Here is a 14,492-nt window from a genome sequence, read left to right on the forward strand (position 1 = left end):
CACGGAGAGGGAGGCTGTTGAAGGAACTTAGTGTGCCAAGGGTGGGGACAGTTGGCTATTTTTGCAGCGCCTCCCTAGGAGGGTGTAGACAAAATCATGTAGTGAGTCGGCGCGCGAGTATTCGAGCCTCGGCCAACCAAACCCATGCCTCGCTTACCGCAAAAAGGCGATCATGATGCATGATCAGTCGCCGAGCTCTCTCATTCCAGGCATGAGTTCGCTCCACTACCCATCGCTTGGGCATGACCACAAATCCAGTCTGAACAGGCTCCACGGAAAATAGATCGCCTTGTTCAGAGTGCCATTGCCCTGTTCTTCTGTTATTCGGGCCACGGATCACTTGAACATCGATAGCGTGCAGTTGATGGGTGCGCTGTGCCCATTTTCCTGCGTACGCACTATCAACAAAAAGCGTGCTCAGTGACGGATATTTTTCCTTCGAGTACGCCACCGCATCATCCGCCGCGTCACGATCCTGCACGCTTGCAGCACTGATACTGACAGCCAGCAGCAGGCCCAATGTATCGACAATCAGACTTCGTTTACGCCCCTTCACTTTTTTGCCTGCGTCGTAGCCGCTGTCACCGCCTTGAGGAGAACTGCGGGTCGACTGTGAATCCAGGATCGCTGCTGACGGGCTGTCAGCGCGTTCTTCCCGCTCACGCCATTGAGCTCGCAAGCGATCATGCATTTGCTCGAACTTGCCTTGAGCGCTCCACCGGCGGAACGTTTTGTAGACATTGTCCCAATGAGGAAAATCGCGGGGTAGCATTCGCCATGAGCACCCCGTGCGTACGACATAGCAACAGGCTTCCAGCAACGTGCGCCGAGAGTGAAGCGGTGGCACTCCTCGTCCGCCCTGGCTTTCAAACAGGTCGGCGACCAGTGCCCACTCGGTATCTGTCAAGCAACTCGGATATAGCTGCTCCGGCAGTTGGCGGCGGTGGGTTTCATTGTAGCCATAGGCTTTATTAGGTTCAGGTGACTGAAAACTTCCCTTGGCCCGCTGCTTTACACGCGTAATCCCTGCCATTTTCAACGCTTTTGCAAAGGTGTCGGGATGCGCAGTGATACCGGTTTCGGCGAAGAATACGAGCGCCAATTCGGCCTGGCTGGAATAGGGCTGTGCATGAGCGAGTTTCACCAGCACGGGATAGTGCTCGGCGGCAATCGAGCGAGGACGTCCGGTTTTAGGCATGGCTTGAGGGCTATTCAGACAAGGGAGTGAAAGTTTAATTTATTTTGTCTACATCCTCTAAGGAAACTCTGAAAAAGACTTCCTAATTTGGCAAAATCTCCGGACACCAGTCGCCGAGCTTTTCGATGATGAAACAGATGACCTTCGCCGACGCCGAGTATGCCGGCAAGCGCAAGCAGACCCGTAAGGAATTGTTCCTGATCGAGATGGATCAGGTGGTGCCCTGGAAAGGTTTGATTGCCCTGATTGAGCCCTATTATCCAAAAGGAGAAGGTGGCCGGCCCGCCTACCCACTGATGGCGATGCTGCGTGTTCATCTGATGCAGAACTGGTTCGGCTACAGCGATCCGGCGATGGAAGAAGCGCTGTATGAGACGACCATCCTGCGTCAGTTTTCAGGCCTGAGCCTGGAGCGCATTCCAGACGAAACCACGATTCTCAACTTCCGTCATCTGCTGGAAAAGCACGAGTTGGCGACCGGGATTCTCGGCGTAATTAATGGTTATCTGGGCGACCGTGGCTTGTCGTTGCGTCAAGGCACCATCGTCGATGCCACGCTGATCCACGCGCCCAGTTCGACCAAGAACAAGGATGGCAAACGCGATCCTGAGATGCATCAAACCAAGAAAGGTAACCAGTACTATTTCGGCGCCAAGGCTCACATCGGCGCCGACGACGAGTCAGGCCTGGTGCACAGCGTGGTAGTAACAGCGGCCAATGTGGCAGACGTCACGCAGGTTGCCAAACTGCTACACGGCGAGGAAAACGTAGTCTGCGCCGACGCAGGTTACACCGGGGTTGAGAAGCGCGAAGAACATGCTGGGCGCAAGGTCATTTGGCAGATTGCCGCCCGCCGCAGCACTTACAAAAAGCACGGAAAACGCAGTGTTTTGTACAAGGCGATCCGCAAAATCGAGAAGGCCAAGGCCCAGGTTCGCGCCAAGGTCGAGCATCCGTTTCGGGTCATCAAACGCCAGTTTGGCTATGAAAAAGTGCGCTTTCGGGGCTTGGCCAAGAACACCGCGCAGATGGTGACGTTGTTCGCCCTGTCAAACCTGTGGATGGCCCGCCGACATTTGTTGGCGAGCGCAGGAGAGGTGCGCGTGTAATGCAGGAAATGGTTACCGCAAAAGGCTTTGCAGCGGCCGAAAGAGCTGAAAAGCGAAGATAATTGAGCAAATTTCGACATGCATCGTTTTTTGAAAAGTGCTGAGGACTCGGTAGCCGGAAAACATCCGGCTACTTCAGACCTTCCTTAAGGAGGCGCTGATTTATTCGATTTTTCGTCCCTGCAACGCTCTGGAGGCCTTGATTTATCTGGGGGCAACAGCTGGGTTTTAGAATAAATCAGCGTCTCCTTAAACGCAATCAGTAATTCAGAAGTTTGCTGTGAATGCGCACCGCGGCTGCTATTAAATAACTCTTTTTGCAGTCCGCCTAAACTACGGAGCTGAGCTGCAAACGTCTTTATGTCTGCACAGAGTATCCGGTCTGATTGGTTCCGTATCCGGCGACTCAATCCTGCACAACGAATAAACATCGACAACGATATGCCTGCACCCTCAGCTTTAGGGAGGCGCTGCAAAAATAGCCAACTGTCCCCACCCTTGGCACACTAAGTTCCTTCAACAGCCTCCCTCTCCGTGAGCGTTACGCGCGTGCAGAAGACCTTCTCCGAACTCGAATATACCGGCAAGAAAAAGCAGACTCGCCGAGATCGCTTCCTGGCTGACCTTGAACAGTTGGTGCCCTGGGCCCTGCTGGAGGCGCAAGTGGCGCCGTTTTATAGCAACACCGCAGGCAAGCGCGGACGCCCTGCGATAGGGGTGTCGCGCATGTTGCGCATGTACGTCGTGCAGCAGTGTTTCGGTTTCTCCGATGAAGGTTGCGAAGATGCCGTCTACGACAGCCAGGCCATCCGCGGTTTTATGGGTATCGACCTGGGTCGCGAGTCTGCACCGGATGCCACCACCTTGCTGCGTTTTCGCCGCTTGCTGGAAGTCCATCAGCTAACCCGGCTGCTGTTTGAAACGATTAACCAGCATCTGGCCAGCCGGGGGCTGCTGCTCAAGGAAGGCACTATCGTCGACGCTACTCTGATCGCCGCGCCGCCCTCGGTCAAGAACCGAGAAGGCAAGCGTGATCCTGAGATGCATCAGGCCAGGAAAGGCAATCAATGGCACTTTGGGATGAAGGCCCACATTGGTGTAGACGCCACGTCGGGGCTGGTGCACAGCGTAGTAGGGACGGCCGCTAACGTGGCGGATGTCACCCAGGTTGGCCAGTTGCTTCACGGTGACGAAACCTATGTTTCGGGTGACGCTGGATACACCGGTGCGGCCAAGCGACCGGAGCATGCTGAACGGGACGTTATCTGGTCGATTGCAGAACGGCCAAGCAGTTACAAGCAGCACGGCGAAGGCAGCGTGCTGTATCGGGTCAAGCGCAAAATTGAATATGCCAAGGCGCAACTGCGTGCCAAGGTCGAGCACCCCTTCCAGGTAATCAAGGTGCGCTTCAATCATCGCAAGGTTCGCTACCGTGGGCTGGAAAAGAATACAGCGCAGTTGTTCAGTTTGTTTGGGTTGGCCAATCTGATGCTGGCCAAGCGGTATTTACAACAGACGGCAGGATAAATCCGTCTGAAAGGCGGGACTGGCCCGCCTTTCAGCAAAATGAGGGCAGAAATCTGCTCGAGAAACGTAAAATAAGGCCGGCAGGTTGAAAAAAACCGGCTTGGAAATGGGGACGGTGCGAACGGGTTAATTGTTCAGCGCCTCCCTAGGGAGACGCTGATTTATTCTAAAACCCAGCTGTTGCCCCCAGATAAATCAAGGCCTCCAGAGCGTTGCAGGGACGAAAAATCGAATAAATCAGCGCCTCCCTAGGTGGTGGGTTAAAGCGATCACCGATGTTCTGCCGAAAGATCTACAGACCCTGCTGCAGCAAAGTGGGTGGGAAGCAGGGTTGGAAGTTAGCGCTTACGAGAACGCCAAATCGCGGAATCAGGTACGTTGCTCAAAAGATTTTGAGGCCATCCCTTTCTATTCGGTGCAAGAGGCTGCATTCCAACTTGCATCAGGAAAATCATGGCCACTATGGATAAGCGAAGATGCTGCGCGGCAGACCTCTGCAATCGGTGAATGTCCGCCAGAACTCCATAAGGGATCAAAGGACGTCGTACTTGACCTTATTAAGGTGTTGGACAGTCGCAATTTCGGGCTCGGCGTGTCCAGCGAACACGAAAGTCGGTGGCGGCCATACGTCGTTCTCTTCTCAAGAAACAATCCGGCTAGCGAGGTGCTTGCAGGCGTAGTCCACTCGTACTTCTCTTGGCGACAGCGTCGAGATGAGCGCTCGCCCATGCTTTACGTGTCCGACGGAGCTACGTCCTATGCACCTCGGCTATTGGGCTTCGGTGACCATACCGCAGTCGTAAACGGCCTTGATGTAATTCCTGCGGGCGATGGCCCCGGGGAGTTTTTCGGCTACAAAAATGCCTTGAAAGTGGTGGGTACTCCGAACGGACTTCAGTACATGGGCAAGCGAGTCCCATTGGTGTGAATGTGTCCCGGTAATCGGCGCGAGGTGTTCATCTCATTGAGGTGAACACCTTTAGAACGCTAGCAGACGAATCTTCAGGCGCATTGATCTAAACTTCGTATTCGTTTTGACTGCTTTTTATCAGGCGGTATATGAAGCTGGGCGGGAGTCAGTTTGATATACTCTCGGTAGATTTCCACGTGGGGACGGGCCTCAGGGTAAAACAATAGGGCTTCGTCGAGGCGTCTAATAAAAGTTTTCTTGAAGTCACGAGCACCTTGTTTATCCGTTGCGTAGTTGGCACCAAATTGCCTACGCAAACTTGAGATTGGTATCTTCATTTCTGTTCTTTTGGATTTCCGTAACGTGTACATCCTATAGACAAGCCAGGCGTAGATATCCATCGCTAGCGGCGAATGCCTTAGGCTTTGCAATGCTTCCATTTTGAGCGGAACTGGGGCGCTAATGATTGCTTCAAAGAAGTCTGTATTGAGTGTAAGACTGCTCTCCCATTTCTCGCAGTCTAGGGAGGCGCTGATTTATTCGATTTTTCGTCCCTGCAACGCTCTGGAGGCCTTGATTTATCTGGGGGCAACAGCTGGGTTTTAGAATAAATCAGCGTCTCCCTAGTGTTCTAACATCCCAAAAGAAAAACGCTTTCTTTGCTACCATCATATTTTCAATTGTGATCGCGCCGCTGTTGCTTCCAGTTACTGAAATCATCGATCTTACAAGCCTTAATGTCTGCTCTTTAAGTTTGCCGATGTATCGACCATCGTTATGCAGTCCCAGTTTTTTAAGGAACGCCGACTGTGATTTACCCAGCCCTATCACGGGGCTTTGAGTTTTGACTGCTTCAGTGCAGATCCAAGCCAGTAGCAATCTCGGTAGGCTTCCATACGGTACTCCGATATGTGGAGGTGCCGAAATCGATAGCTTCAACCATTCCGTACCGCGTTCAAAATAATGAATACCAGGGTCGCTATGAGGAAAGGTAGCCTGTACTAGAAAACGGGTCGTGAACGCCGTGGGACCCGGTTTCGTTCTCTGAGCAGCTTCCATCCGAGTCGCGTCATTCATCATGCGGAGCAAGCGGGGGTTAAGCTCCCAAGATATTTCATCCAGAGCATTATTTTTAGCGAGGCTCATTTTTACCTCAGCGAACAGCTTGCGTTAGTCGTTTCTCACATTTATGGCTTAACCACGCTGACACCTCTGCCTCAATCCAGCCGACGGCTCTGATGCCTAGTGGTACTGGTCTTGGAAAGCTTCCGTTGTTTATCAGAAAGTAGATCCCTGACTTAGGGAGACGCTGATTTATTCTAAAACCCAGCTGTTGCCCCCAGATAAATCAAGGCCTCCAGAGCGTTGCAGGGACGAAAAATCGAATAAATCAGCGCCTCCTTAGGTATCCTCTGAAAAAGCCCATTTTTTTGGAGAGGAACCGGGCTGGAGCGCCTGTATTTACTGGCTTCGACTTTTGAAGAAAAGGCTTTTTCAGACCTTCCTTAGGGAGGCGCTGCAAAAATAGCCAACTGTCCCCACCCTTGGCACACTAAGTTCCTTCAACAGCCTCCCTCTCCGTGAGCGTTACGCGCGTGCAGAAGACCTTCTCCGAACTCGAATATACCGGCAAGAAAAAGCAGACTCGCCGAGATCGCTTCCTGGCTGACCTTGAACAGTTGGTGCCCTGGGCCCTGCTGGAGGCGCAAGTGGCGCCGTTTTATAGCAACACCGCAGGCAAGCGCGGACGCCCTGCGATAGGGGTGTCGCGCATGTTGCGCATGTACGTCGTGCAGCAGTGTTTCGGTTTCTCCGATGAAGGTTGCGAAGATGCCGTCTACGACAGCCAGGCCATCCGCGGTTTTATGGGTATCGACCTGGGTCGCGAGTCTGCACCGGATGCCACCACCTTGCTGCGTTTTCGCCGCTTGCTGGAAGTCCATCAGCTAACCCGGCTGCTGTTTGAAACGATTAACCAGCATCTGGCCAGCCGGGGGCTGCTGCTCAAGGAAGGCACTATCGTCGACGCTACTCTGATCGCCGCGCCGCCCTCGGTCAAGAACCGAGAAGGCAAGCGTGATCCTGAGATGCATCAGGCCAGGAAAGGCAATCAATGGCACTTTGGGATGAAGGCCCACATTGGTGTAGACGCCACGTCGGGGCTGGTGCACAGCGTAGTAGGGACGGCCGCTAACGTGGCGGATGTCACCCAGGTTGGCCAGTTGCTTCACGGTGACGAAACCTATGTTTCGGGTGACGCTGGATACACCGGTGCGGCCAAGCGACCGGAGCATGCTGAACGGGACGTTATCTGGTCGATTGCAGAACGGCCAAGCAGTTACAAGCAGCACGGCGAAGGCAGCGTGCTGTATCGGGTCAAGCGCAAAATTGAATATGCCAAGGCGCAACTGCGTGCCAAGGTCGAGCACCCCTTCCAGGTAATCAAGGTGCGCTTCAATCATCGCAAGGTTCGCTACCGTGGGCTGGAAAAGAATACAGCGCAGTTGTTCAGTTTGTTTGGGTTGGCCAATCTGATGCTGGCCAAGCGGTATTTACAACAGACGGCAGGATAAATCCGTCTGAAAGGCGGGACTGGCCCGCCTTTCAGCAAAATGAGGGCAGAAATCTGCTCGAGAAACGTAAAATAAGGCCGGCAGGTTGAAAAAAACCGGCTTGGAAATGGGGACGGTGCGAACGGGTTAATTGTTCAGCGTCTCCCTAAGTATCCTCTGAAAAAGCCCATTTTTTTGGAGAGGAACCGGGCTGGAGCGCCTGTATTTACTGGCTTCGACTTTTGAAGAAAAGGCTTTTTCAGACCTTCCCTAAATAATTCAAATAAAACTTTTATTTAATGTTTACTTGCCCATTTACAGTGACTATTATTGCCGCACTGTATCCCTGCAACCCTCACAACTTAAGGTCCCCTCATGTCCCTGATCAACGAATACCGCGCCACAGAAGAAGCCATCAAAGAACTGCAAGCCCGTTTGAAGAATCTGTCGCAAGACGACAAACTGCAAACCGAGCTGGAATTCGAAGGCAAACTGCGCACGCTGATGGGCGAATATCAGAAATCGCTGCGTGACATCATTGCTTTGCTGGACCCGGACGCCAAGGTTAACAAGGCTCCACGTGGCGGCGCAGTTAAACCTGCCGGCACCAAACGCGCTCGCAAGGTCAAGCAATACAAGAACCCGCACAACGGTGAAGTCATCGAAACCAAAGGTGGCAACCACAAGACGCTGAAAGAGTGGAAAGCCAAGTGGGGCAGCGATGACGTAGAAAGCTGGGCCACTCTGCTGGGCTAAGCTGCACACGGTCGCAATCATCGCGATTGAAAAACGCCAGCTTGCTGGCGTTTTTTATTGCCCGCTATTTATAGCTGCAAACGCGCACTCAACAGTTGGGCGTAATCCTGCCACTGGCGTAACACATCCAGTTGATCGGGTGTGGCATTAAGCGACAGTTCAATCAGCGCTTTCGTAAAATCCTGTAGGGTATTGGGCGCACCCCACTCCGGATTGCGTAACCGCTCTTGGCAGAAATGCTGCCAGCGCTGCTGCTCTTCACGGCTCAAGGTGTGCGGAAAGTTGCGCGCACGGTAGCGAAATAACAGTTCAGGCAAACGCGTATCGTCGAACGGCCAGGCGTCACCCGCCAACCGCTCAGGGTCAGCGAGTCGTACTTGCTCGCACAGCCGACGATCCCGATCAGCGATAAATCCATCATATAACTGTTGTTCGGGATCTTCACTTGCAGTGAAGTCCTCCTTGCCGTACAGCGCCAACACTTTATCCTGCCAAACTTCGCGACTTTCATTCAACGCGGCAGCACGTGACTCATAGCCCGCCATGTCCAGTTGCAGACGCTCTTGATCTTCGCTGCGCAGCACGCCCATCGGCGCAATCACCGGGCAGCGATTTATATGAAGTAATTTGAGCGGCACTGGCAATTCGCCTTCGTTCAAGGCCTCATGCCGCGTATATAGACGCTGCTTAAGTGTCGACGCGTCTTGATCCAACAAAGGCGAATGATCCAGGTGCAGATCACAGACGATCAGCGCATTGCGATTATGCGGGTGCCAGGCCAGCGGTAACACAACGCCCAGATAGTTGCGCGCCGCTGAAAAGCGTCCGGAGATATGCACCAATGGCTGCATCAGACGAATCTGGTCCTGAACTTTCTGCTTACTGCGCAGCGCGAACAGATAGTCGTAGAGCCTGGGCTGTTTCTCACGAATCAAACGTGCCAGCGCTATCGTTGCCCGCACATCGGACAGCGCGTCATGCGCCTGCCCATGATCGATACCGTTGGCAGCCGTGAGGCGCTCCAGTTTAAGCGTTACCCGTCCGTCCTGTTCGGGCCAGACAATGCCATCGGGGCGCAATGCATACGCTGCGCGCACTACATCGATCAGATCCCAGCGACTGTTACCGCCCTGCCACTCGCGCGCGTAGGGGTCGAAAAAGTTGCGATAAAGGCTGTAACGGGTAACTTCGTCATCGAAACGCAGCGTGTTGTAACCTGCGCCACAGGTGCCCGGCGTGGACAGTTCGGCGTGTACCCGGGTCATGAAGTCAGCTTCACTCAGGCCCTTTTCGGCCAGCAGGGTTGGCGTTATTCCGGTAATCAGGCACGCCGCAGGATGAGGCAGAATGTCATCACTGGGCTGACAATGCAGATTGACCGGAGGCGCTATTTCATTGAGATCGGCATCGGTACGAATGCCAGCCATCTGCAACGCGCGATCATTGCGCGGGTTGATGCCGGTGGTTTCGTAGTCATACCAAAAAATGCTGGAAGTCACGGGCTGATCCTGAACAAAAGACCCGCCAAGTGTAGGGTGTCAAATACACCGTTGGCTAATCGGGTAACGTCCGGCGCACGGAGAAATCCTTTCTTACAGCTCGCGTATTGAATGGCTGGTTGCTTAGCACTGCGCAGGTGGCTAGCATCAGTTTTCGAACAACATGCGCCTCCAATAGTGCCGCCCTCTCCAGCTTCGCCAGGGAATGCAGTGAACAGACCGCTGGATACACGCATCGAGATCGAGACCCCGGAAGGCATCGACATGCTCCTTCGCCCCGCCGGCCTGGTTTCCCGCTCGCTGGCGTTCGGCATCGACCTGGCCATTCGGGCAGGCGTCATCGGCATACTTTTCATGTTGCTACAGTTGTTCGACAAGCTCGGAATGGGCCTCGCGGCCATTGCCATCTTCTTGGTCAACTGGTGGTACATGGTGCTATTCGAAGTGCTGAATCAAGGCCGCACGCCGGGCAAGCGAATGCTCGGGCTGCGGGTCGTGCACGATGACGGTACGCCTGTCGACTGGTCGTCATCGGTCATACGAAACCTGCTGCGTTTCGTCGATATGCTGCCGCTGGGTTACAGCCTCGGGGCGGTCAGTTGCCTGAACCATCCTTTGTTCAAGCGCCTCGGCGATCTGGCCGCCGGTACGCTGGTAATCTACAGCGACCGGCCTGCGCTGCGCCCTGTGGTGCCGCCAGCCGAGCCAGTCATCGTGCCGTTCGCCCTGCGCCTGGACGAGCAGCGTGCAGTGCTGAGCCTGGCCGAACGTCAGGCCGAACTGTCCAGCGCCCGCACTCAGGAACTGGCGGCGATTCTGGCCAAGCCGTTGCGTATCCCGGCGGACCAGGCTGTGCTTCACGTGAACGGCATCGCCCGTAGCCTGCTGGGGCCGACATGAAGCAAAGCCAGTTCGAAAGCCGCCATGCCCCTGAATGGCAACACTTTGGCCAGCGCCTCGATGCACTGGAGCGTGGCAACGCCGACGCTGCCGCCAGCGAGACATTCCCCGGCGATTACCGGCGCATCTGTCAGCATCTGGCGCTGGCTCAAGAACGGGGTTACAGCAGCCACCTCATCGATCCGCTCCACCAGTTGGCAATGCGTGGCCATCAGCAACTTTATCGCCACCGCAGTGCATCGAGTGCCCGTTTGCTGGGCTTCATTCTGGCGGGCTTCCCCAGACTGGTCCGCGCCGAATGGCGTTTCGTGCTGATCGCCAGCCTGCTGTTTTTCGGCAGCCTGATCGGCATGGGCTTGCTGGTCTACGGCTTTCCAGAGTTGATTTACAGTGTTGTCAGCCCGGAACAGCTTAGCGAGATGCAGAGCATGTATGACCCGTCGGCCAGCAGGATTGGCCAGGCGGCCGAACGCGCATCCGACGCCGACTGGATGATGTTCGGCTACTACATCATGAACAACATCGGCATCGCTTTTCAAACCTACGCCAGCGGTTTGCTGTTCGGCCTGGGCAGCCTGTTCTTTCTGCTGTTCAACGGTTTGATGATCGGCGCGGTAGCGGGGCATTTGACGGACATCGGCTACGGTCAGACATTCTGGTCCTTCGTTATCGGCCATGGTGCCTTCGAACTCACCGCCATTGCCCTGGCCGGTGCAGCCGGGCTCAAACTGGGCTGGGCCTTGCTGGCACCGGGCAGGCTGACCCGCAGCGCGGCATTGCGCGCTGCCGCCAGCACCAGTGTGCAACTGATCGGCGGAGTGATTCTGTTTCTGTTGATCGCGGCCTTCATCGAAGCCTATTGGTCATCAATGACCTGGCCCGGCCCGGTGATCAAATATCTGGTGGGCAGCCTGTTATGGGTGCTGGTGGCGGCCTACCTGACCCTGGCCGGACGGGTGACCCATGCGCCTGACTGAATCGAGCGTCGCCATTCGTCCTCGCTCGCCTTGGGAAGCCATCGATCTCGGCGTGCTGCTGGCCGGTCGGCATCGCGGTTTGCTGATGGGCAGTTGGGCAATCGTGACGCTGCCCTTTTTCTGCCTGCTCAGCCTGCTGCTCTGGGAATATCCTTCGGCGGTCATTTTCCTGTTCTGGTGGTTGAAGCCTGCGTTCGAGCGCCTGCCGCTGCTTATCTTGTCCCAGTCGCTGTTCGGCGCAACACCCACGCTCAGGCAAGCCCTCAAAGCCTGGACGGGCACCTTGAAAAGCCAGCTTCTACCCAGCCTGCTATGGCGGCGCCTGAGCCTGAGCCGCAGCTTTCAATTACCGGTGCAACAACTCGAACACCTGGACGGCACCGAGCGCGCCATCCGTATCGGTCTGCTCAGTCAAAAAGACCTGCGCGCCGCGCGGATGCTCACGGTCGTGGGCGCCCACCTGGAATATTCACTGTGGATCGGCCTGCTGATTCTGCTCTACGCACTGATCCCTCAGCAGGTGCAGGTCGACTGGCACTGGATGAACCTGCTCGATCTTGAAAGTCCGCAACTGTGGATCGATCACCTGACCAACCTGTTTTATGCGCTGGCGCTGGTGCTCTGGGAGCCCATATATGTCGCATGCGGCTTCACCCTTTACCTCAACCGCCGTACCGTCCTTGAAGCGTGGGATATCGAACTGGTTTTCAGACGCTTGCGCCAGCGTCTGATCGGCAGCGCTTATGTGTTGTTGATCGGCGTCGGGCTGGGCCTGTCGATAGCCCCGGTCCCGGCATGGGCCGATCCGCAGGAATACAGTTGCCCATTGCCTGACGGCAGCGAGGTCCACGCGACGCCGTCTCTGGCTGCCCCCGACACGCCACGCCTGACGCGTCAGACCCTGACCAGCGAAGCGTCCCGACACAAGATAAACGAGGTACTGCAACAGCCTCCGTTCAAGAACCTCAAGACTGAAACCGGCTGGCGCTTCCCGGAAAAAAAACAGCCAGGCAAACCGAACGGTCGGGAACATCACGATCAAGGCTGGCTGATCAAATGGCTCGACAGGCTGATGCTGGCGACCCACGGCATCGCCCGTTTCGTCGAAGTGCTGCTATGGGCGGCAGTGCTGGGTCTGAGCGGCTTGTTGATCTGGCGTTATCGGCGGTGGGTCACAACCTTCGTCAGCCGTGGCACCGGCAGGAAAAAAGCCGCAAAGCCTCGTCCCGAGCAGCTTTTCGGTCTGCAGGTGAGCGCCGAAAGTCTGCCGGACGACGTCGCCGGGCAGGCCGAGCAGCTTTGGAACAGCCAGCCTCGTGAGGCTTTGGGCTTGCTGTACCGCGCACTGCTCAGCCGCTTGCTGACCGACTACCGACTGCCATTGAAAAACGCCGACACCGAAGGCCAGGTTCTGCAGCGCATAGCGTCGCTGAACCAGCCGCTGTTGAGCGAATTCAGTCAAACCCTGACCCGCCACTGGCAAGCACTCGCCTACGGCCATCGCCTGCCACCTGCGCACTTGCGGCAGGAACTCTGTGATGGCTGGCGTCGCCTGTTCGGTTCGTCGGCGAAATCATGAGCCGGCGTAACACAGTCCCCATCGGCATACTGATCGGCGTGCTGGTCGTGGCGCTGCTGACCGCTGCGGGGATTTACCTGAGCAGCCATCTGGAGCGCTACGAGAAAACAGTCGATCATGGACCTGCACCCGAGGCGAAGGCTAACCCGTGGCTAGCCGCCGAGCAGTTTTTGCGAGGGCTGTCCGTACCGGTCAGCACCACCGACACGCTGGTTCAGTTGCCCGATCCACGCCAGGGCACGCAGACGCTTTTGCTGCTCAACGACCGCAAGAATATGACCCCCGCACAAACCCAGCGTCTGCTGGACTGGGCAGAATCGGGCGGGCACTTGCTGTTCGTCGCCCAGCAACTCTGGGATGAACGAAAAGGCCGCAGCGGAGACCTGCTGCTCGACAGGTTGCAGATTCATCAATACCTCACCCGAGACATCAACGCGAAGGACCGGCAACTGGACGACGCCCAGCCCATGCCGCCCATTCCACTGGCGAAACCCGCCCCGCCGCACAAAAAAGTGCCTTGGCCCGAACTGACCCGCCTGTATCTGGAAAACGAAAGCGCTCCGGCTTACATGAGTTTCACGCCGGCGTTTCATCTGGAAGACCCGGAAGACAATGCCCAGTCCTGGGCGAACAGTGCCGACGCTACGCACCTGATGCAGCTCAGCCGTGGCGATGGCATGATCACGGTGATCACCGACGCCGACCTGTGGAAAACCCGCTCGATCGGCAAATATGACAACGCCTGGCTGCTCTGGTACCTGACTCAAGGCAGCGAAGTGACCATGGTGCTGCAAACCGAGCACGACAATTTGCCGAGCCTGTTGCTGCGCAACTTCCCTCAGGCGCTGCTGGCACTGGCGCTGCTGATTGCCTTCGGCCTGTGGCATGTCGGACTGCGCGAAGGCCCGTTACAGAGACCCGCTTCCCTGGCACGCCGTCAGCTGACCGAGCACCTGCGCGCCAGCGCCGAGTTTCTGCGCCGACGCACCGGTCAGCAAACCCTGATCAAAAGCCTGCAACAGGACGTCCTGCGCCGCGCCCGTCAGGTCCATCCCGGTTTCGAACAACTGGTTGTCGCCGAACAATGGCAGGTGCTGTCGCGCCTGACGCGCCAGCCCACCAGCGCCATCAGCGACGCCCTGCGCCCAAGGCCGGCGCAACGCCTCTCACACAGCGAATTCACCCGTCAGGTGGCCCACCTGCAAACCATCAGGAATGCCATATGATCTGGCTCGGAAAGCGTTAGATTGCTGCCCCAGTGAAATCAACACCTTATAAGCTCACAGGTCTTGGTACTGAGCAGTGGGTATCTGTTGAGTGCAGGAGACGGCAGATGGAGCTTGTGTGGGCTGCTGAGGATTTCGTAATTGCCGGGCAGCCCTATGCGGAGTTCTCTACGACTTTCTCAGCTTCTTGGAGCCCATGGGATTGATTGGCGTGACGTGGATCCTGGTGAGGCCAAATGTCTCGTGGCAGCCTATCGAG

Annotated in this window: 14 protein-coding genes; 8 read left to right on the plus strand and 6 right to left on the minus strand. The window is 56.0% G+C overall.

The genetic code is table 11. The features are described 5' to 3' along the window. Nucleotides 1-94: 94 nt before the first annotated feature. Nucleotides 95-1,198, minus strand: coding sequence for an IS5-like element ISPsy19 family transposase (locus BLT55_RS16100; RefSeq protein WP_004663854.1), 1,104 nt, complete (start codon nt 1,196-1,198; stop codon nt 95-97). A 128-nt stretch (nt 1,199-1,326) separates the two neighbouring features. Between BLT55_RS16100 and BLT55_RS16105 the strand changes: the two genes are divergently transcribed. After that, complete coding sequence (locus BLT55_RS16105) at nt 1,327-2,307, plus strand: IS5-like element ISPsy2 family transposase (RefSeq protein ID WP_004665467.1); 981 nt, start codon at nt 1,327-1,329, stop codon at nt 2,305-2,307. 146 nt (nt 2,308-2,453) lie between these two features. Here the strand turns inward: BLT55_RS16105 and BLT55_RS34790 are convergent, their stop codons facing one another. Continuing rightward, nucleotides 2,454-2,783: a plasmid mobilization protein gene (locus BLT55_RS34790; RefSeq protein ID WP_074800645.1), complete on the minus strand. Its 330-nt coding sequence runs from the start codon at nt 2,781-2,783 to the stop codon at nt 2,454-2,456. Nucleotides 2,784-2,856: 73 nt separating this feature from the next. Here BLT55_RS34790 and BLT55_RS16115 point away from each other — a divergent pair, with 73 nt between their 5' ends. Beyond that, nucleotides 2,857-3,834, plus strand: coding sequence for an IS5 family transposase (locus tag BLT55_RS16115; RefSeq protein ID WP_007247761.1), 978 nt, complete (start codon nt 2,857-2,859; stop codon nt 3,832-3,834). 1,002 nt (nt 3,835-4,836) lie between these two features. Here the strand turns inward: BLT55_RS16115 and BLT55_RS34795 are convergent. The 3 genes from BLT55_RS34795 to BLT55_RS16135 form a co-directional block, all read right to left on the minus strand. After that, on the minus strand, nt 4,837-5,280 hold the full coding sequence (locus BLT55_RS34795; RefSeq protein WP_082438088.1) for a replication protein RepA: 444 nt from the start codon (nt 5,278-5,280) through the stop codon (nt 4,837-4,839). Nucleotides 5,281-5,356: 76 nt separating this feature from the next. Next, the gene (locus BLT55_RS34420) at nt 5,357-5,890 is read right to left on the minus strand and encodes a replication protein RepA (protein WP_074800651.1); all 534 of its coding nucleotides are present in this window, start codon (nt 5,888-5,890) and stop codon (nt 5,357-5,359) included. Nucleotides 5,891-5,897: 7 nt separating this feature from the next. Then, nucleotides 5,898-6,089: an AlpA family phage regulatory protein gene (locus BLT55_RS16135; protein WP_074801414.1), complete on the minus strand. Its 192-nt coding sequence runs from the start codon at nt 6,087-6,089 to the stop codon at nt 5,898-5,900. A 250-nt stretch (nt 6,090-6,339) separates the two neighbouring features. Between BLT55_RS16135 and BLT55_RS16140 the strand changes: the two genes are divergently transcribed. Next, on the plus strand, nt 6,340-7,317 hold the full coding sequence (locus BLT55_RS16140) for an IS5 family transposase (RefSeq protein ID WP_007247761.1): 978 nt from the start codon (nt 6,340-6,342) through the stop codon (nt 7,315-7,317). Nucleotides 7,318-7,671: 354 nt separating this feature from the next. Continuing rightward, nucleotides 7,672-8,052: a histone-like nucleoid-structuring protein MvaT gene (mvaT, locus tag BLT55_RS16145; RefSeq protein ID WP_002554971.1), complete on the plus strand. Its 381-nt coding sequence runs from the start codon at nt 7,672-7,674 to the stop codon at nt 8,050-8,052. A gap of 68 nt (nt 8,053-8,120) precedes the next feature. Here mvaT and sbcB read toward each other — a convergent pair whose 3' ends face one another. After that, the gene (sbcB, locus tag BLT55_RS16150) at nt 8,121-9,551 is read right to left on the minus strand and encodes an exodeoxyribonuclease I (RefSeq protein ID WP_055000753.1); all 1,431 of its coding nucleotides are present in this window, start codon (nt 9,549-9,551) and stop codon (nt 8,121-8,123) included. Nucleotides 9,552-9,815: 264 nt separating this feature from the next. Between sbcB and BLT55_RS16160 the strand changes: the two genes are divergently transcribed. Genes BLT55_RS16160 through BLT55_RS16175 form a run of 4 tightly spaced genes read left to right on the plus strand, consistent with a single transcriptional unit; the run spans nt 9,816 to nt 14,233 of the window. Further along, the gene (locus BLT55_RS16160) at nt 9,816-10,451 is read left to right on the plus strand and encodes an RDD family protein (RefSeq protein ID WP_223862827.1); all 636 of its coding nucleotides are present in this window, start codon (nt 9,816-9,818) and stop codon (nt 10,449-10,451) included. Beyond that, nucleotides 10,448-11,428, plus strand: coding sequence for a stage II sporulation protein M (locus tag BLT55_RS16165; protein ID WP_055000758.1), 981 nt, complete (start codon nt 10,448-10,450; stop codon nt 11,426-11,428). Before BLT55_RS16160 ends, BLT55_RS16165 begins: the two co-directional genes overlap by 4 nt. Further along, nucleotides 11,415-13,007, plus strand: a complete 1,593-nt coding sequence (locus tag BLT55_RS16170; protein ID WP_055000755.1) for a DUF4129 domain-containing protein — start codon at nt 11,415-11,417, stop codon at nt 13,005-13,007. The genes BLT55_RS16165 and BLT55_RS16170 overlap by 14 nt, the downstream gene beginning before the upstream one ends. Then, nucleotides 13,004-14,233: a DUF4350 domain-containing protein gene (locus BLT55_RS16175; RefSeq protein ID WP_055000756.1), complete on the plus strand. Its 1,230-nt coding sequence runs from the start codon at nt 13,004-13,006 to the stop codon at nt 14,231-14,233. The genes BLT55_RS16170 and BLT55_RS16175 overlap by 4 nt, the downstream gene beginning before the upstream one ends. Nucleotides 14,234-14,492: the final 259 nt, after the last annotated feature.

It is taken from the genome of Pseudomonas cannabina (assembly GCF_900100365.1).
Taxonomy (GTDB): Bacteria; Pseudomonadota; Gammaproteobacteria; order Pseudomonadales; family Pseudomonadaceae; genus Aquipseudomonas; species Aquipseudomonas cannabina.

Excerpts from the sequence above, each read along its gene's own strand:
- BLT55_RS16100 (WP_004663854.1), bottom strand. The coding sequence starts at position 1,198 with ATGCCTAAAACCGGACGTCCTCGCTCGATTGCCGCCGAGCACTATCCC.
- BLT55_RS16105 (WP_004665467.1), top strand. The coding sequence starts at position 1,327 with ATGAAACAGATGACCTTCGCCGACGCCGAGTATGCCGGCAAGCGCAAG.
- BLT55_RS34420 (WP_074800651.1), bottom strand. The coding sequence starts at position 5,890 with ATGAGCCTCGCTAAAAATAATGCTCTGGATGAAATATCTTGGGAGCTT.
- mvaT (WP_002554971.1), top strand. The coding sequence starts at position 7,672 with ATGTCCCTGATCAACGAATACCGCGCCACAGAAGAAGCCATCAAAGAA.
- BLT55_RS16160 (WP_223862827.1), top strand. The coding sequence starts at position 9,816 with ATGCTCCTTCGCCCCGCCGGCCTGGTTTCCCGCTCGCTGGCGTTCGGC.
- BLT55_RS16165 (WP_055000758.1), top strand. The coding sequence starts at position 10,448 with ATGAAGCAAAGCCAGTTCGAAAGCCGCCATGCCCCTGAATGGCAACAC.
- BLT55_RS16170 (WP_055000755.1), top strand. The coding sequence starts at position 11,415 with ATGCGCCTGACTGAATCGAGCGTCGCCATTCGTCCTCGCTCGCCTTGG.
- BLT55_RS16175 (WP_055000756.1), top strand. The coding sequence starts at position 13,004 with ATGAGCCGGCGTAACACAGTCCCCATCGGCATACTGATCGGCGTGCTG.